This window comes from Sandaracinus amylolyticus (genome assembly GCF_021631985.1).
GTDB classification, from domain to species: domain Bacteria; phylum Myxococcota_A; class Polyangia; order Polyangiales; family Sandaracinaceae; genus Sandaracinus; species Sandaracinus amylolyticus_A.
On the sequence record NZ_CP070225.1, the window covers coordinates 6799601 to 6817920 of the forward strand.

Annotated in this window: 12 protein-coding genes; 6 read left to right on the forward strand and 6 right to left on the reverse strand. The window is 73.8% G+C overall.

Annotated features, from left to right (window positions below; all coding sequences use genetic code 11):
- Positions 1–154: 154 nt before the first annotated feature.
- The 3 genes from tsaA to I5071_RS28840 all read right to left on the reverse strand — a co-directional run bounded on the left by tsaA (position 155) and on the right by I5071_RS28840 (position 4751).
- Positions 155–967, reverse strand: coding sequence for a tRNA (N6-threonylcarbamoyladenosine(37)-N6)-methyltransferase TrmO (gene tsaA / locus I5071_RS28830; protein WP_236516361.1), 813 nt, complete (start codon positions 965–967; stop codon positions 155–157).
- Positions 964–2529 (reverse strand): MYXO-CTERM sorting domain-containing protein, encoded by a 1566-nt coding sequence (locus I5071_RS28835; protein WP_236516363.1) that lies wholly within the window; start codon positions 2527–2529, stop codon positions 964–966. The genes tsaA and I5071_RS28835 overlap by 4 nt, the downstream gene beginning before the upstream one ends.
- A 65-nt stretch (positions 2530–2594) precedes the next feature.
- Positions 2595–4751, reverse strand: a complete 2157-nt coding sequence (locus I5071_RS28840) for a hypothetical protein (protein ID WP_236516364.1) — start codon at positions 4749–4751, stop codon at positions 2595–2597.
- A 218-nt stretch (positions 4752–4969) separates the two neighbouring features.
- Between I5071_RS28840 and I5071_RS28845 the strand changes: the two genes are divergently transcribed.
- From I5071_RS28845 to I5071_RS28865, 5 genes are all read left to right on the forward strand, one after another.
- On the forward strand, positions 4970–6382 hold the full coding sequence (locus tag I5071_RS28845; RefSeq protein ID WP_236516370.1) for a right-handed parallel beta-helix repeat-containing protein: 1413 nt from the start codon (positions 4970–4972) through the stop codon (positions 6380–6382).
- Positions 6383–6460: 78 nt separating this feature from the next.
- On the forward strand, positions 6461–7258 hold the full coding sequence (locus I5071_RS28850) for a tetratricopeptide repeat protein (RefSeq protein ID WP_329611186.1): 798 nt from the start codon (positions 6461–6463) through the stop codon (positions 7256–7258).
- A gap of 835 nt (positions 7259–8093) precedes the next feature.
- Positions 8094–9521: a putative metal-binding motif-containing protein gene (locus I5071_RS47055; protein WP_419249669.1), complete on the forward strand. Its 1428-nt coding sequence runs from the start codon at positions 8094–8096 to the stop codon at positions 9519–9521.
- 59 nt (positions 9522–9580) lie between these two features.
- The gene (locus I5071_RS28860; protein ID WP_236516378.1) at positions 9581–11011 is read left to right on the forward strand and encodes a sigma 54-interacting transcriptional regulator; all 1431 of its coding nucleotides are present in this window, start codon (positions 9581–9583) and stop codon (positions 11009–11011) included.
- Between the two features lie 60 nt (positions 11012–11071).
- On the forward strand, positions 11072–14668 hold the full coding sequence (locus I5071_RS28865) for a serine/threonine-protein kinase PknK (protein ID WP_236516380.1): 3597 nt from the start codon (positions 11072–11074) through the stop codon (positions 14666–14668).
- Positions 14669–14736: 68 nt separating this feature from the next.
- Here the strand turns inward: I5071_RS28865 and I5071_RS28870 are convergent, their stop codons facing one another.
- A complete protein-coding gene (locus tag I5071_RS28870; RefSeq protein WP_236516382.1) occupies positions 14737–15672 on the reverse strand; it encodes a LysR family transcriptional regulator in 936 nt (311 codons plus the stop codon).
- 100 nt (positions 15673–15772) lie between these two features.
- Here I5071_RS28870 and I5071_RS28875 point away from each other — a divergent pair, with 100 nt between their 5' ends.
- Positions 15773–16621 carry an oxidoreductase gene (locus tag I5071_RS28875; protein ID WP_236516383.1) on the forward strand — a complete coding sequence of 283 codons (849 nt, stop codon included), beginning with the start codon at positions 15773–15775 and terminating at the stop codon, positions 16619–16621.
- A gap of 17 nt (positions 16622–16638) precedes the next feature.
- Here the strand turns inward: I5071_RS28875 and I5071_RS28880 are convergent, their stop codons facing one another.
- Both I5071_RS28880 and I5071_RS28885 read right to left on the reverse strand, forming a co-directional pair.
- The gene (locus I5071_RS28880; RefSeq protein WP_236516384.1) at positions 16639–17643 is read right to left on the reverse strand and encodes a methyltransferase domain-containing protein; all 1005 of its coding nucleotides are present in this window, start codon (positions 17641–17643) and stop codon (positions 16639–16641) included.
- A 46-nt stretch (positions 17644–17689) separates the two neighbouring features.
- Complete coding sequence (locus tag I5071_RS28885) at positions 17690–18250, reverse strand: hypothetical protein (protein WP_236516386.1); 561 nt, start codon at positions 18248–18250, stop codon at positions 17690–17692.
- Positions 18251–18320 lie beyond the last annotated feature (70 nt).

An 18320-nucleotide genomic window follows, 5' to 3' on the forward strand; every position in this document is an offset into this window, starting at 1 on the left:
GCCCATCGGCTCCCCGGGGTGGCGGACCGCCGCCATCCGCCCGCCACCCGTCACCCCGAAACCGACCGTGGTTGAGGTTTTCCTCAATAATTCCGCACCCACGCCCCCGCACCGTCTCCGGCACGCCGCTCGCTCTCCTCGGCCCGCCCCACCCTCACGCGCCGAAGCGCTCCACGAACTCCCGATGCACCGGCGCCGCTCCCTCGAGCTCGCGCGGCCGCACGCCGCTCGTGATCCGCTCGACCCCGATCGTCCCCTCGCCCCGCGCCCGGAAGAACGCGAACCACTCCTTCACCGCGATGCGCGACTCGTCGCCCATCACCGTGATGCGTCGATACGCGTGCGGCTGAGGCCCCAGCGAGAGCGCGTACACGAGCCGCTCCTCCAGATCGATCCCCCGCTCGCGCAGCCACGCGAGCTGCTCCCTCGCGCGCTCCTCGATCACGACGCTCCACGTCGGCCGCGGATCCGCCGGACGCTCACCACCCGGCCGCGCGCCTTCCGGCGGCTCGAGCCATCCGGTGCGCGCATCCGGGATCGCATCCGCCCACGGCACGTACGGCTTGAGATCGATCACCGGCGTGCCGTCGATCGCGTCGCACTCCTCGACCTCGATCACCAGCCCCGCGATCGACACGATGCGCATCGCGCTCAGCCCGATCGGGTTCGGCCGATGCGGCGCGCGCGTCGCGAGCACCCCGCGCTTCCGCTCGCTGCGCGGCGGCTGGACCTTCGGTCGCCAGCCGCGCGCGCGGTGCATCCACGTCAGCACCCAGACGTAGTCCCACCCCTCGAGATCCGCGATCGCATCCTCGAGCCCGAGCCCCGGCACGAGCTCGATACGCGCTCGCACCTTCGCGAGGCGCGGCTGGCGCGGCGCCTCGGCGAGCTCTCGATACGGCGTGCGCAGCACGCCGATCGGCCGAACGGTGAGCAGCTCCTCGTCCGGCCGATCGTCGTCGCTCATGCGCGGCGTCGTCGCACGATCGCGAGCGCGAGCAACACGATCATCGCGATCGCGCCCTCTCCGCCGCGCCCCGCGCCCGCGGCGCGACATCCACATCCGTCGTCGCCGCCACGACCGCGCGGACCGCGCCCCGCGTCGGCCCCGGCATCCTCAGCGCCGGTGCCCGCGTCCATCTCGCCGCCGCCCGCGTCGACGCCCACCACGCCCGAGTCCGGACGCGCGACACCCGCGTCGACACCGAAGTCGGGATCGACCACGCACCCGCCGCTCTCGCAGATCTGTCCGCGCGGGCACACCGCGCCCTCGCACGCATCGACGCACGTCCCGCCGCGACAGACCGTCCCCGGCGTGCCGCTGCAGTCGACCGTCGCGCACTCGCTCGTCGTGCAGAGCCCGCTCGACGCATGACACATCAGCTCGCCGCTGCACGGCGCGCAGTCGCACGACTGCACGCACGCGCCCGCCTGACAGACACGCCCCGCTTCGCAGGTCACGCCCGCGCACGGATCGACGCAGCGTCCCGCGCGGCATACCTGATCGCCCGGGCACACGACGCCATCGCACGGCGCGCTGCAGTCACCGGCGCGACAGATCTCGCCCGCATCACACACCACGTCGACGCACGACGACTCGACGCAGTAGCCCGCCGCGTTGCAGTCGAGCCCGCGCGCGCACCCGAACTCGTCGAGGCAGCGACCGACGCACACGCCGCGATCACACACCTCGCCCTCGTCGCAGAGATCGCCGTCGTCGGTCTCGCCGTCGCAGTCGTCGTCGAGGCCGTTGCACTCCTCGTCGCGCCCCGTGACCGTCTGCCGGCACGTGATCCCTTCGCCCGAGCACTCGGTGACGCCCGGCCCGCAGATGCCCGGCATGCCGGTGTCGCAGACCTCGCCGCCGCCGCTGCACACGAGGCCCTCGAAGAAGTAGACGTAGTCGTTGTAGTCGCCGTCGTTGTTGAACGTGTTCGGCGCGCTTCCGACGCTGCCGTCCTCGAACGCCACGTAGTACGCGTTCGGCGTGACGACGGAGCGATAGATCACCGCCATGATCCACGGGTTCGGCGTCGCGCACCCGGTACACACCGGGTTGTAGCGAGCCTCGGTGTAGTGGGTCTGACCGCCGGTGAGCGCGAAGCCGATCAGCCCGCCGAGGTAGCGCGCGTCACCACGGATGTCGGCGCCGGTGATCACCGTCCCGACCGGCGCGCCCGCGGGCACGATCGTGTAGATCTCGCTCGGGTCGGGCGGCGTGGTGCGCGTGGGATCGGCGTTGTACCAGCCGACCGCGAGGTTCGACGCCGACTGCTTCAGCACGAAGGTCGCGCGGAAGTCGCAGAGCGGCGAGAAGAGCGCGGGCTCGCTCTCGCCGTCGGCGGCGTAGTCGATGGTCTCGCCGCGGTTCGCGAACAGCGTGTAGAGCTGGATCTCGCCGTTCATCGAGTCGCGCGGCATCACCGTGCCGTTGGGCTGGGTGATCAAGGCGCGCGCGACCGAGGCGAGCGAGACGAGCAGCGAAAGACAGAGCGCGAAAGAAGAGAAGCGGACGGCCGAAGAGCGCATGCCGCGAGAATCTCACGATCGCGCGCGGCGACGGAAGCCGCTGCTCACGTAATTCCACCGCGCGCTCAGAATGTCGGGCGCGCGACAGACAGCGTCGTCGTTCCGTAGTTCGTTCCGTTCTCGTCGACGAAGACATCCACGAAACGCGGCTGTGTCACCGTCGCGTCGGTGAGCACGCCGAGCGCGTTGTCCACGATGCGCCCGCGCTCGAACTGCGCGGCGCATCCCTGGACGAGCATCACGCCCGCCGACGCGGCGCGCTCCGCGACGAAGTCGCGCAGCATCATCGACGCGCCCTCCGCGCACGTGATCGCGTCGCCGAGCCGCTCGCGCGCGCATCCCTCGCCCTCGCACGGCGGCGAAGGCTGGGTGTCGGTCACGCGCAGCGCGCTCAGCTCGATCGCGCCGCCCGCGCCGTACGCGACCACCGCGTGACGCGTCGCGCGCGCGATCTCGACGCGCGTCCCGTCGATGCGCCCGCTCGCCGCGGCGATGCCGAACCCGTCGAGCGGCCCGCCCGCGCTCACGCGATCGATGCTCACGTCCTCCAGCGTGAGGTGCGCCTCGTCCGCGCCGATCGCGACCACCTGCGAGTCGACGATGCGGGCCCGACGCAGCGTGACCTCCACCGGCGCGGCGACGGTCCCGCAGAGCTCACCCGCCGTGATCGCGCACTGCGCCATCACGCCGCGCCCACGCACGTCGACGTCGATGTCGCTCGCGTCCACGTGCGTTCCCGCGCCCGCGATCACGAGCGCCCCTCGTGCGGTCCCGCGGGCCGCGACGCGCTCGATCGTCGCGCTCGCCCCGAGCGCGATCGCGATCGCGTCGCCGTCGTTGCCCACCGTCGTGACGTCGGAGATCGTCGCATCGCGCAGCGTGAGCGAGGTGCCCGCGCCGTCGGCCGCGATCGCATCCCCCTGCACCCGCGCGACGTCGATGCGCTCGATCGTCGCGAGCGTGCCGCCCTGCGCGCGCACCGCCTCGGGCGCGATCACGTCCTCCACCACGACGTCGGTGAGATCGAGGTGCGCGGGCGGCTCGCTCATCCGGATGCGCTCGGCGCTCGAGATCCCGATCGCGGGCCCCTCGACGTCGGCGATCCACAGACGCTCCGCGTCGACGGTGCCGCTCGCGAAGATCGCCTCGGGCTCGCCGCCCACGCCGGGCACCGAGTGGAGCTCGCGCACGACCACGTCCTCGAGCGTCGCGTGCGTCCACGGGCTCACGCCGAAGCCCAGCTCGACGCGCTCGATCACCACACCGCGTGCCTCGACGGTCCCGAATTCACCGAAGACCCCGAAGCTCGCGTCCTGGATGGCGACGTCCTCGAGCACCACCGTCGACGAGCCCACCTCGACGTCGGGTCCGCTGCGCATCCCGATCGAGCCGCGCACGAACCCGCGTCGCAGCGTGAGCGACGAGCCGCTCGACACCCGCGCCGCGAGCGTCGGCACCGTCGTGCCCTCGGGGGTGCGCAGGATCACGTCCTCCATGACCACGCTGGCGCGGCTCTCGAGGCGTGCCGCGATCACCGGGCTCTCGAGCACCACGCGGCGCATCTCGAACCGGACGTCCTGCACGAAGATCGCCGCGGTGACCGCCGCGCTCACGACGGTCACGTCGCGGACCTCGCCGTCGTTCGGGCGCACCACGATCGTCGCGTCACCCTCGGTGCGCGGGTCGCGGATGATCGTGCCCGACGCGCACGCGCCGAAGATGCGGCGGACCTTCATGTCGACGAAGCCCTCGTACTCGCCGACCGCGAGCGCGAGCACGCCGTTGAGGCCCTCCGACGCCGCGGCGCCCTCGGCGAGCGTGCCGAACGGACGCTCGCGCGTTCCGTCTCCGTCCATCGCGCCCGCGCGCACGTAGATCACGCCGGTCGGAGGAAGCTCCGCGGGCCATCCGTCCGCGGGACACGTCGCGCCGATCGTCACGCAGCCGCGCCCCGGGATCGCAGCCTCTGCCGCGGCGCACGCGATCGGCCCGTCGCTCGGCCACGGCTCGCAGACCGATGCGCCGCTCGCGACCGTGCGCGCGCGCCAGCCCTCACGGCACGCCATCGTGACCGGCATCGGCGCGACCGGCGTCGCGACGCCCGCGTCGCCGACGCTCCCGTCCGCATCCCCTGGCGCCGCGCCCTCACCGCCGCACGCAGCCGTCCACACGATCGCTCCCGCGATCACGAGATCTCGCAGCACGAAGCTCCGTCCGTCCACGTTCGGCCCCCCCGACGTCGTACGCGCCGCCTCATCGGCACGCCCCCGGCGCGGCCCGGATAGCACGCCCGCGCGGGCCGTCCCATGAGACCGCACGCGGGCGCGCCCGGAGGCCGCACGCGGGCCGCACCGAAAAGGCGGGCGTCCGGGTCGGCCCGACCGTTGCTCAGCTCGCGCCGGGCGGCATGCAGCGCGACGCATCGCATATCTTCTCGGACATGCAGCGATCCACGTCCGCCGCGCTCGTCGCGCTCGGTCTCGCATCCGTGTGCTGTGGGCCCGAGACGTATTGCGATACCGAGTCGCTCACCGGCGCGCTCGAGGCCGCGCAGCCGGGCGACGTGGTGCACGTCGGGCGCTGCCGCTTCCCTGCGCAGGTCGTGATCCCGCCGGACGTGACGCTCGCCGGCGAAGGCGACGCGAGTGTGCTCGAGAGCGCGGGGGACGGAACGGTCGTCGAGGTCGCGCAGGGAACCGGCGCGGTGCTGCGCGACCTGCGGATCGACGTGCTCGCAGGGGGCTACGGCGTGCGCGCGGTCGGCGACGGAGACGCGACGCTGCAGAACGTGACGATCAGCGTGACGAGGGGCGTCGGCGTCGGCCTGCAGGGCCGCAGTCGCGTGGTGCTGCGCGAGGTGAAGCTCGAGGGCCCGATCGACGAAACGAACGCGGGCTTCGCGCCCACGATGGCGAGCGAGACCGGCACCTACGGCGTGATCGCGATCGACGTGGGCTCCGCGGAAGACGCAACTTCCGGGTTGCGCATCGAGGCGGCACGCATCGAGGGCTTCGCGCTCGGCGCGGTCGCGGTCGACGGAGGTCGGCTCGCCTGGAACGACCTCGACGCAGACCTCGACGAGGACGGCGTCGACGACGTCGACGTGCGGGACGTGCGCGGCGCGGCGATCGCGGTGTTCGACGCGCCCGCGGAGCTGCAGGGCGTCGAGATCGCGTCGATGCTCGCCGGGGTGGGCCTGCCGGGGGTCGCGATCGCGGCGGTGTCGTCGCCGGAGCTCGCGCTCGAGCGCGTGCGGGTCGAGGACGGCGAGGGCTTCGGCGTGTTCGGCGAGGGCAGCGCGCTCACGATGCGCGGCCTGACGATCTCGGAGATGGGCCTCGCGGGCGTGCGCGTGCAGCGCGGCACGATCGACGCCGAGGACGTGACGATCGAGAGCGTCGGCGGCGCGGGCGTGCTCGCGGTCGACAGCGGGCGCATCGAGCTTCGGCGCACGACCCTGAGCCGCCAGCGCGAGGCGCTGATCTTCGACGACCTCGGGATCGCGCGGAGCATGGGCGACGGGCTCACCGTGTGGCGCAGCAACGTCATGGCCCCCGGCAGCGCGATCGACATCGTCCTCGAGGACGTGCGCTTCGAGGACAACGCGCGCGCCGGACTGCTCGTCGACGCGGGAGGAACCGACGCGACGATCGTGCTCGATCGCGTCAGCGCGCGGGCACGGGGCAGCGCGTTCGGTGTGGTCGCGCAGGACGCGACGCTGCCGGCGGGGTGGGACTCGGCAGTGGTGCGAGAGGACGCGGCGCTCGCGAACGACGCGGCGTTCGGCGGAGGCCTGGAGATCGCGGGCATCATCATGCCCCCCGCGATCTTCGCGAGACCCGGCTCGCTCTGATCGGACGCGAGGCTCGAGAGAAGGGGCGCGCACCGCGAGGCGATCGCGGCGCGCGAGGAGGAGACGTTCGTGCGACGAATGACGTTCGCGATGGTGGGGTGCGCCCTCGCGCTGGCGATCTCGATGCCAGCGCGCGCGCAGCAAGCGGAGGGCGTCGACGACGAGGCGCGCATCCACTTCGAGCTCGCGCGCCGCTACTACGACACCGGGCGCTTCCTCGAGGCCGCGCACGAGTTCGAGGCCGCGTTCCGTCTCTCGCCCCACGACGAGCTGCTCTTCAACGTCTATCTCGCGTACCGCGATGCGGGCGAGGACGCCCAGGCGCTCGCGGCGCTCCGTCGCTTCGTCACGGCACTGCCCGAGGGGAGCGATCGCCGCGTGCAGCTCGAGGCGCGGGTGCAGGTCATGGAGGCACGCATCGCCGCCGAGGCGCAGGGCCGCGCCGCGCCCGAGGACGACACGCCGCACGAGGCGCTGCTGGAAGCGCCGGTCGAGAGCACGCCGGAGGCGCGCCCCGAGGCGTCGTCGGGCGGGCTCGGCGTCGCGCCGTGGGTCGTCGTCGGCGTCGGTGGTGCGGTGCTCGCGGGCGCGCTCGTCACCGGTCTGCTCGCGCTCGACGAGCGCGCCGCGCTCGAGGCGCGCTGCCCGACGCGCGACACCTGCGAGGACGGCTTCGAGGATGGACGCGCGCGCGGCGAGGCGCTCGCGATCACCACCGACGTGCTGTGGATCGCGGGCGCGGCCACGGCGGTCACCGGCGTCGTGCTCGCGATCGTCGACGCGACGTCGGGATCGAGCGAGCGCGAGGACACGCCCCAGGTCGCCCTCGCGTGCGACGTGACGGGCTGCGGCATCTCGGCGACGGGGAGCTTCTGACATGAGCGCGAAGACGAGCTCGATCGCGGTCGTCGCGGTCGCCGCCGCGATGCTCGGCGGGTGCGTGGCCGTGACCGACTTCGGGAGCTTCTCGGGCCGCCGCGACGGGGGCGACGAGCCATCGCAGGACGGCAGCGTCCCGCGCGCCGACGGTGGCGACGCGGGCACCGACGATGGCGGCGTGCGCTGCGATCCCGGGTGCGGCGAGGGCGAGCAGTGCGTCGACGGAGCGTGCCGCTGCGGCGACGCGTGCGGCGACGGGCTCACCTGCTGCGGCGGCGAGTGCGTCGACACCGAGAGCGAGCTCGTGCACTGCGGCGCCTGCGACGCGACGTGCGAGAGCGCGCCCAACGCGACGCGCGCGTGCACCGAGGGCACGTGCGAGCAGACGTGCGAGGAGGGCTTCCTCGACTGCGCGAGCGAGACGCCCGGCTGCGAGTCGAGCGCCTCGGCGGTGACGAGCTGCGGCGCGTGCGGCAACGCGTGCGCGGCCGGTCAGCGCTGCGCGAACGTCGACGGCGCGTGGCGCTGCGCGACGAGCTGTCCGCCCGGCACCGTCGACTGCGACGGCTCGTGCATCGATCCGATGCGCGACGTCTCGCACTGCGGTGGCTGCGGCATGGCGTGCCCCACGCGCGCGAACACCACGCGCGCATGCAGCGCGGGCGAGTGCACCTACGAGTGCGAGGGCAGCTACGCCGACTGCGACGGCGATCTCGGCACCGGATGCGAGCGCATCCCGCCGCTCTACTTCACCGACGCCGATGGCGACGGCCTCGGCACCGGCAGCGGCGCGCGCCACTGCCCCGGCGCCGCGCCCACCGGCTGGGCCGCGATGGCGGGTGACTGCGACGACGACGATCCCGCGCGCTTCCCCGGTCAGCCCGAGGCGTGCAACGGGCGCGACGATGACTGCGATCCCACCAGCGACGAGGGCTACGCGTGGATGGGCTCGCCGCTCGGCGCGTCGTGCGCGTGCGAGAGCGGCGCGCGCACCGGCGTCGTCGAGTGCGCCACCGCGACGATGGCGAGCTGCGACTTCCCCGCCGAGGCCTGCAACGGCCGCGACGACGACTGCGACGGAACCGACGACGACGGCTTCGACTGCGTCGCGAACACGACGAGCACCTGCACCGTGACCAACGCCGGGTGCACCGCGACCGGCACGCGTCGCTGCGACGCGGTCACGTGCAGCTGGGAGACGTGCGAGCTCCCGCCCGAGACGTGCGACGGAGTCGACTCCGACTGCGACGGGTTCGTCGACGACGGCGCGCTCGCGACCGGTCCCCAGCAGCCCGTCGTCAGCGCGATCACGATCTCCGAGATCGCGTGGCACCCGACCGCGGGCCAGGGCGGCGCGATCGCCTACTTCGTCGACGGCTCGCCGCGCCGTCTCTACTTCCAGCGCGTCGACTCGTCGGGCGTCCCGGTGGGCGCGCCGCTGCGCATCGCCGAAGGGAACATCAGCTTCCGCATGGGCCTCGGCTGGGACGGCGAGCAGTGGGCCGTCTTCTATCCGATCGACGTCGCGTCGAACGACTGGCAGCTCCACGTGGTGCGCGTCACGAGCGCCGGCGTCGCGAGCACGCCGGTGTCGCTCGGTCAGCGCTGCGAGACGGTGCGCGCGCACGGCAACGGCAGCGCGCTCGGCGTCGTGTGGATGGCGGGAGGCAGCCTCATGCGCGGCGCGATCTACGCGCGCGGCGCGTGGACGCGCACCCCGTTCGATCTGATGTCGATCCCCGGCACGATGCGCTTCACCAACGACTACGACGTCGTGCCGGCGGGGGGCGACGATCACGTGATGGTCACGACCGTCGACGACGGCTCGGTGCGCTTCCGCGTGTTCGATCCGACCTCGCTCCAGACCGAGCGCTCGATCCTGACCGACCCGGATCTCGAGTACCCGCTGCGCGCCGCGGTGATCGGCAATCGCCTCGCGCTCGGGTGGCGGGACGGCGGCGTGGACAGCGCGGCCGGCGTGTTCGACCTCGGCACCGGCGCGGTGGTACGCACCAACGCGCTCGACCGTGTCGCCAACGACGTCCACGTCGTCGTGACGGGCGGCGTCTTCCTCGTCGCGTCGACCGTCGGCGCGCAGCGGATGCGCACCGACGGCACGCTCTTCCCCGAGCGCATCAACGGGTTCGCGCTCGTCAACGCGGGGGATCTCGTGGCCACACCGGGCGGCCGGTGGACCGCGCTGCGCGTCGTCGTGCCCGGGAGCAGCGAGACCATCGTGCAGGGGCTGGGCTGCCCGTGACCTCCCCCCCGATCCGGTTCCGCCTGCGCCCGCTCACCCGTACTACACTGGGTGAGGTCATGGGGAGCCGCAGCTGGGATACCACCCTCAAGGAACGTCCGCGCGGCAGCGGCGCGCGTGTGGTCGCGTCCCTGCGGGTGCTCTCGATCGCGGGCACACCGCAGCGTGAGTCGGCGTTCCCGCTCACGACCGCGAGCACTCCGATCGGGCGCGCCGTCGCGGGCGCGGGGCTCGCGCTGCGCGACGATCCCCGCGTCTCCCGGCTCCACGCGCTGATCGAGCTCGAGCCCCACACCGGCGTGGCGCGACTGGTCGATCGCAGCAGCACCGGCACCGAGGTCGACGGAGTGCGGGTGACCGACTGCGTGCTCGAGGACGGCGCGCTGGTCTTCGTGGGCGACAGCGCCCTGCTCTTCCGCCGCGGCGCGCCCGACGAGGAGAGCGACGACGAGGTGCCGACCTGGGGCCTGCTCGGCGACGCCCCCGCGATGCGCGCGCTGCGCCGCGCGATCCATCGCATCGGGCCGAGCGTCGCGTCGGTCCTGCTGCACGGCGAGAGCGGCACCGGCAAGGAGCTCGTCGCGGGCGCGCTGCACCAGGCGTCGGGGCGCAAGGGCGAGCTCGTCGCGGTGAACTGCAGCGCGATCCCGGCGTCGCTCGCCGAGGCCCAGCTCTTCGGGCACCTCGCGGGCTCGTACACCGGCGCGCGCACCGGCGGACAGGGCCTCTTCCGCGCGGCGGACGCGGGCACGATCTTCCTCGACGAGATCGCCGATCTCCCGATCGAGGTGCAGCCCAAGCTGCTGCGCGTGCTCGAGGAGCGCATCGTCACGCCGGTGGGCGCGACCCGCGGCGCGCCGATCGACGTGCGCGTCGTGGCCGCGACCAACCGCGATCTGCTCGAGGAGGTCGAGGCCGGGCGCTTCCGCGGCGATCTCTACGCGCGCCTCAGCGACTTCACGCTCGAGCTGCCGCCGCTGCGGGCGCGTCGCGAGGACGTGCTCACGATCCTCATGCGCGATCTCGGCGACAGCGCGCCGCCGCTCGCGCCCGATCTGGTGCGCGCGCTGCTCCTCCACGAGTGGCCGTTCAACGTGCGCGAGCTGCGCAAGATCGCGACGCAGCTCTCGGTGGTCGGTCAGGGCGCCGAGCGGCTCGAGCTCGGCATGCTCGGCGATCGACTGCAGCGGGTGTCGCGCGCTGCGCGCGCGAGCGGGCCCGCACCGGCGGGCGAAGCGGCCGCGCCGGGCACGACGCCGCCGCCGGTGGGCATGCCGACCGCGCCGCCGGGGACCCACGCGCCGACGCCGCTCCCGCCGAAGCCCACGGGCCTCGAGGCGGTGCCCGATCGCGAGACCCTCGAGGCGCTGCTCCGCGAGCACCGCGGTGTGATCGCCGACGTCGCGCGGGTCGCGGGGCGCTCGCGCAAGCAGGTGTATCGCTGGCTCCAGCAGCACGGGCTGGACGCCGAGCGTTACCGCGACGGGTGATCTTTCGCGCCGGCGTTCTCCGGCACGCAGCGACACACGCCCTGATACCATCGGGGTGCGATGAGCTTCGGGCGCCTCGGCGCATACCGCTTGGTCGAGGAGCTCGGCCGGGGCGGGATGGGCACCGTCTTCCGCGCTCGCGATCCCTCGGGAAACGAGGTCGCGGTGAAGCGCATCGACGCGGCCGTGCCCGGGCCGGGCGCGGTCGATCGCTTCCTGCGCGAGGCGTCGGCGCGCATCGATCATCCGAACGTCGTGCGCACGCTCGGCGCGGGCATGGACGCGACCGGCCGGCCCTACCTCGTGCTCGAGCTCCTCGAGGGCGAGACGCTCGACGTCGCGTTCGCGCGCGGCATCGCGATGGACGTGCTGCTCGACGCGATCGTGCAGGCGTGTCGCGGGCTCACCGCGATCCACGCCGCGGGCCTCGTGCACCGCGACGTGAAGCCCGCGAACCTCTTCCGCTGTCGCGACGGCGCGATCAAGGTGCTCGACCTCGGCATCGCCACCGCGAGCGACGGCTCGAGCGGCATCACCGCGAGCGGCGCGATCGTGGGCACGCCCGCGTACCTCGCGCCGGAGCAGGCGCGCGGCGAGGTGCGCATCGACGAGCGCGCCGACGTGTGGGCGCTCGGCGTGGTGCTCTACGAGGGGCTCACCCGCATCTCGCCGTTCCGCCGCGAGGGCACGCTCGCCACGTTGCTCGCGGTCGCGGTCGATCCTGCGCCGCCGCTCGCGCGGGTCGCGCCCGAGGTGCCGCGCGCGATCGCGCGCGTCGTCGAGCGCTGTCTCGAGAAGGAGCCCGCGGGTCGCTGGGCGTCGGCGAGCGACTTCGCGGACGCGCTCGCGCGCGCGATGGTCGACGCGGAAGAGGACGCGACCGCGCCGACGGTCCGCGCTCGCGCGGTGGGCGGCGAGCGACGATCGATCGCGATCGTGCTCGCGGAGTCGGTCGTCGATCCCGAGCGCTTCGCGAGCGCGATGACGAGCGTGGGCGGCGAGCACGTGCCGCTGATCGCGGGGCGCGCGGCGGGCATCTTCGGCGCACAGATCTCGCACGGCGACGAGATCGAGCGTGCGCTCGCGGCGGCGCGGGTCGCGCGTGCGTTCGCGGCGCGTCTCGCGATCGCGGTGGGCCCCGCGGTGCTGCGCGGCACGGTGATCGGCGGCGAGGCGCTGCGCGAAGCCGAGGAAGCGTGCTCGCGCGCCGAGCGCGGCGTCGTCGCGGGCCCCAAGGCCGCCCGCGCGATTGCGAGCCGCTGCGATCTGATCGAGGTCGCGCCCGAGCTCTTCCTCGTCGGCGAGACGCGCTCGACGCCGCAGGCCGCATCGCCCCTGCTCGCGCGCGACGCCGAGCTCGCCGGGCTCCGCCGCGCGCGCGACGCGGTCGTCGACGAGCATCGCGCTGCGCTCACGTGGATCCTCGGCCCGCCGGGCATCGGCAAGACGCGTCTCGCCGAGGCGGTGCGTGGCCTCGCCGCGGAGTCCTCGCCGCCGCTCGCATGGCGGCGCAGCGAGGCCGAGCCCCACGAGCCCGCGCACGTGCTCGCGGTGTGGCAGCGCGCGCTGGGCGTGGAGCCGGCGCGCGGCGCGAGCGGCAAGCTGGATCCTCAAGCGGTCGCGGATCGACTGCGCGCCGAGGTGCTCGGTCGCGCGCGCGGGCTGCTGCGCGAAGGGCCGCTGGTGATCGTGCTCGAGGATCTGCAGTGGGCCGATCCCGCGTCGCTCGCGCTGCTCGAAGAAGCCCCGACGCTCTTCGCCGATGCGCCGCTGTGGATCGTCGCGACCGCGCGCCCCGAGATCGCCGAGGCGCACCCCGAGCTGCTCGCGTCGGCGAGCGCGAGCGCGCGCATCGACCCCGGACCGCTGCGCGCGAGCGACGTGCTCGCGATGGCGCGGGCGCGCGGCATCCGCGCGGGCGAGCTCACGCCGGCCGCGGCACAGGCGCTCGCCGATCACGCCGGAGGCAATCCGCTCTTCATCGAGCAGCTGCTCGACGCCGGCGCCCACGGTCTCTCGGGGCTCGAGCCCAGCGCGTGGCCGCTGCCCCCGACGATCGAGCACGCGGTGCAGGCGCGCCTCGATCGTCTGCCGAGCGACGAGAAGGAGTGCGTGCGGCGCCTCGCGATCTTCGCGCGACCTGCCGAGGCGTCGGAGCTCGAGGGCATCGGCACGCCCGACGCGGAGCGCTTGCTCGGGACCCTGGTGCGTCGCGAGCTCCTCGCGCGCGTCACGGTGCGCGGCGCGCGCGCGTATCGGTTCCGCAGCCCGCTCGTGGGCGCGGTCGCGTACTCGATGCTCGACGACGATCATCGACGCGAGCTGCATCGACGCGCGGCCGCGCTCGGCGAGGCGCAGGGGCGCGAGCCCGAGGACGTCGGTCGTCACCTCGAGGCGGCGGGCGATCCGGACCGCGCGGCGCCGTGGTACGTGCGCGCCGCGCTCGCGGCTGCACAGGGCGGAGACGCGCGCGCCGTGCTGCGCTGCGCGGCCCACGCGATCCGCTGCGGTGTGCCGGACGAGGACGCGTTCGCGCTGCACTTCGCGCGCGCCGAGGCCGCGCGCTTCGTCGGCGATGCGCCCGAGCAGTCGCGCGCCCTCGACGACGCCGAGGCGAGCGCGAGCGACGATCGCGAGCGCGCGCTCGCGGCGAGCGAGCGCGGCGAGCACCACCGCCGAACGCGCCACTACGACGACGCGCTCTCGGAGCTCGAGCGCGCAGTGGTGCTCGCGGAGCGCTCGGGCGATGCGGACACGCTCGCGCGAGCGACCTGCCGTCGTGCCTCGACGTGGGTGACGCTGGGACGCGGCGCCGAGGCATCGCGCGCGCTCGCCGCGCTGGGATCGGTCGAGCCCCGGCTCGCCCCGCCGACCCGCGCGATCGTCGAAGATCTGCGAGGCTACGTCGCGGGCACGTCGGGCGATCACGGCGCGCGCAAGCTCGCGTACGCGCGCGCCGCCGCGCTCTATGCCGAGGCCGGCGATCTGCGCCGCGCATCGGGCGCGGAGAGCAACGGCGCCGACGCGTCGAACCGGCTCGGTGCGCACGAAGAGGCCGAGGCCGCGCTGCGGCGCGCGCTCGATCTCGCGCGGCGCGTGGGCAATCGCCTCACCGAGGGCTACGCGCTCGCGAACCTCGGCTACGCGCTCGGCGCGCTGGGCCGCGGCGCCGACGCGGTCGCGGCGCTCGACAATGCGATCGCGATCGCCACGGCGATCGGCGATCTGCACCTCGAGCAGGCCGCGCGCCTGTACGCGCTGCGCGCGCGGCTCCACGCGGGCGAGACCGGGGTCGCGGAGGCGCTCGAGTCGCTCGCGGATCAGACCCACGGCGACGCGACGCTCGAGGCGAACGCACGCGCGCTCGCGTCGCGCGCGCGGCTCGAGCGCGGCGAGCCCGACGCCGCGCTCCAGCTCGCGGGCGATGCGCTCTCGATCCGCGACGCGGTGGGCAGCGTCGAAGAGGGCGAAGGCGAGGTGTTCCTCGCCGCGGTGCGCGCGCTCGAGGCGACGGGCTACGTCGACGAGGCCCGCGCGGTGAGAGAGCGCGGGCGCGCGCGCATCGAAGAGCTCGCCGCGCGCATCGTCGACGCGGGTTGGCGACGGAGCTTCCTCGAGCGAGTGCCCGAGCACCGCGCGCTGGTCGCGAGCCGCTGAGCGCTCGGTCCAGCTGGCGTGCTCGCTGGCAGAGGGCCCCGCGCCGGCGAGCCGATGTCGACACTCGCTCAGCGCTTCTTCCCGCGCTTCGATCGAGGCGGTGCGTCGAGCTCGTCGCGCATGCTCTTCACGGTCTCGACGAACGCACGCAGCTTCGGTTGCTCCTGGGTGCGCGCCGGGAAGTAGAGGCAGAACGGCGGGCCGGGCGTCACGAACGGCTCGAGCACGCGCTCGAGCCGACCCTGCGCGATCGCATCGGCGATCGACTCGTCGGCCACGTACGCGAGCCCCACGCCCTCGACCGCGAGCGCGACGATCAGCGCCGCGTCGTCGACGACGACCGAGCCCGGCGCGTCGACCGTGATCGGCTTGCCCTGACGCTCGAGCTCCCAGCGATAGACCACCCCCGTCGCGATCATGCGCTGGCGGATCGCCTGATGGCGGCTGAGATCCTCGGGCTTCCGCGGCCGCCCGGCGCGCGCGAGGTAGCTCGGCGCCGCGACGATCGACCATGCAGAGCGCTTCGTGATCGGCACCCGCACCATGTCCTTCTCGATCGCGTCGCCGAGCCGGATGCCCGCGTCGAAGCCCGCCCCGACGATGTCGACGAACGCGTCGTCCAGCGACACCTCGAGCGCGAGCTCCGGATAGCGCTCCTGCATCCGCGCCACGATCGGCGGGAGCAGTCGCGCGCCGCCGACCCGCGGCGCGGTGATGCGCAGTCGCCCCGAGGGACGGCCCCGATAGTCGCCGAGCGCGGCGATCGCGTCCTCGACCTCCGTGAACGCCGGCGCGAGGCGCGCGAAGAGGCTCGCGCCCGCGTCGGTCAGCGCGACGCGCCTCGTCGTGCGCTGGAAGAGCATCACGCCGAGACGCTGCTCGAGCAGCTTGATCTTCTGGCTCATCGCGGTGGGCGAGATCCCCATCGCCGCGGCGGCGCCGGTGAAGCTCTTGTGCTCGGCGACCGCGAGGAACGCGGAGAGCCCGTCGAAGCTGTCGGCCATCCCTGGATTATGAACGACAGGTTCATGACGCATGCACGATCTTGCCGATGATCTTCATGGTCGGAGGAGCCAGGCTCAGGTCATCGAAACGGAGCGAGTCATGGGAACGAACGAGAACCATCGTGTCTGGCTGATCACGGGCGCCTCGCGCGGCATCGGCGCGGAGCTCACCAGCGCCGCGCTGGCCGCGGGCGACCACGTCGTCGCGACCGCGCGCGACCCGCGGCGCGTGATCGAGCGCTTCGGCGGCTCGGAGAACGTGCTGCCCGTCGCGCTCGACGTGACCGACGAGCGCTCGGTCCAGGCCGCGGTCGACGCCGCGATCGCGCGCTTCGGGCGCATCGACGTGCTCGTGAACAACGCCGGCTACGGCGTGATCGGCGCCGTCGAGGAGACGTCGGCCGAAGACGTGCGACGGGTCTACGAGACGAACGTCTTCGGCCTGCTCACGGTCACCCGCGCCGTGCTCCCGGTCATGCGCGAGCAGCGCGCGGGGCACGTCATCAACCTCTCGTCGGTCGGCGGGTATCGATCCGGCCCCGGCTTCGGCATCTACTGCTCGACCAAGTTCGCGGTCGAGGGGCTCTCGGAGGCCCTGCACGCCGAGCTCGCGCCGCTCGGGATCGCGGTGACGATCGTCGAGCCCGGCTACTTCCGCACCGAGTTCCTCGAGGCGGGCTCGGTGGTCGAGACGCCGCCGGTCATCGCGGACTACGCCGACACGGCGGGCAAGGTCCGCGCGATGGCGAGGTCGGTGAGCCTCCAGCAGCCCGGCGATCCGCTGCGCCTCGCGCGCGCGGTCGTCGAGCTCACGCGCGCGACGACGCCCCCGCTCCGGCTCCCGCTCGGCTCCGACACGGTGGCCGCGATCGAGGCGAAGAACGCGTTCGTGGCGCAGGAGCTCGACGCCTGGCGCGCGGTCGCGATCTCGACCGACTTCCCGCGCTGATCGCGCGGTGGCTCGTCTCAGCCGGTGGGGATCGTCACCACGCAGTGCGTCGGCGGCATCCACCGCGCATCGGCGCGATCCCCCTCGGGCCCGAGGCGCGCGAGCACCTCGAGCTCCTCGGGCACGAAGAAGCGGCGGAACGACACCCATCCGTCGTGCGCGAACGCGACGTCGCGGAAGCGCAGGAGCCCGATCGATCCGACCACCAGCGCGTGCATGCGGCTGCGATATCCGTCGATCAGCACCACGCCGCGCCCCGCGACGCGGCTCGCCTCCGACGCGAGCACCGCGACGAGCCCCGGCGGGAAGTGGTGCAGCGACTGGGTGCACACGATCACGTCGTACGCGCCGCGCTCGATGCCCGAGAGGTCGAGCGCGTCCTGCACCGCGAAGCGCACGTCGAGGCCGTCACGCCGCGCGACGGCCTCGCCGATCTCCAGGTACTCGGGCTTGAGATCGGTCGCGCAGAGCTCGATCGCGAGCCCCTCGTCGCGCGCCATGCGCGCCGCCGCGAGCGCGAAGCCTCCGTGCCCCGCCGCGAGATCGAGCACGCGCGTGGGGCGCGATCGATCGCGCCCGAGGTAGGGCCGCAGCGCGTCGAAGAACGCGGCGTATCCGCCGACCATCACGTTCAGCGCGTCGAGGTGCTCGAGCACCCGCACCCGCGCCGCGCGATCGAAGTGAGGATCGTCGAGCCACTCGGGCTCGTCGGTGCGCGAGAACCGCTCGTCGAGACCGATCGCGAGCGCGTGCAGCACACCGCGGCGCGAGGCCTCCTCGCGGACCTCGCATCGCATGTGATCGAGCGCGCGCTGCGCGATGTCCGCGAGCGCTCGGCGCGCCGAAGGATCGCCGCTGCGTAGCCGCGACGCGATCGCGCGAGCCTCGGGCCGCGCGCGGTCGAGCGCGCGCGACGCCGCCTGAGCGCGGATCTCACCGAGCGCGTGCACCGAAGGCGTGCGGAGTCGGATCGCGCGGATCCCGCGCGCGATCGTGGAGACCGAGCGATCGAGCAGCTCCATGAACGAAGCACTCTGCCGAAGATCCTGCGGGCACGCGAGCGCACGATCACGCACCGAGGTACGCCGCGCGCACCCGCGCGGTGCAGAGCGCCATCAGCCCCGGGATCGCGATGAAGCAGAGAGGCGTCGGCACGTAGAGCGCGAGCGCCACGACGCCCGCGTACCAGCCCCAGCGCCGCACCCGCTGGAGCCCGACCGCCGCGACCCACGGCAGCACGAGCCACGGGAGCGCGAGCACGAATGCGCCGCCGACCGCCGAGAGCGTGGACCCGAGCACACCGGCCCGCAGCATCCACGCGAGGTTCCGCATGCCTTGGAGCGAGAGCATCGGCGTCTCCGCCGCGAGCATCAGCACGACGACGATCGTGCCCGCGACGAGGATCGCGCCGAGCGCACCGAGCCCGAGCAGCGCCGAGCGCGCGCGGAGCTGGGGCTCGTCGTGCTCGACCATGCCCTCGCTCGAGACGCCCTCGCGCGCACGAACGAGCGCTTCGTCGAGCTCCCGGCGCGCGCGCTCCGACGCCTCCAATGCGGCGCGCAGCTCCGCGATCTCGGTGCGCAACGCCGCGATCTGCGCCTGATCGGCGACGCGTGGATGTCGGTACATGCAGCGCACCGACAACCCACCCGCCGCGCGTGTTCCCGCAGCCCGCGCTGCCGTCACGCCGAGATCACCA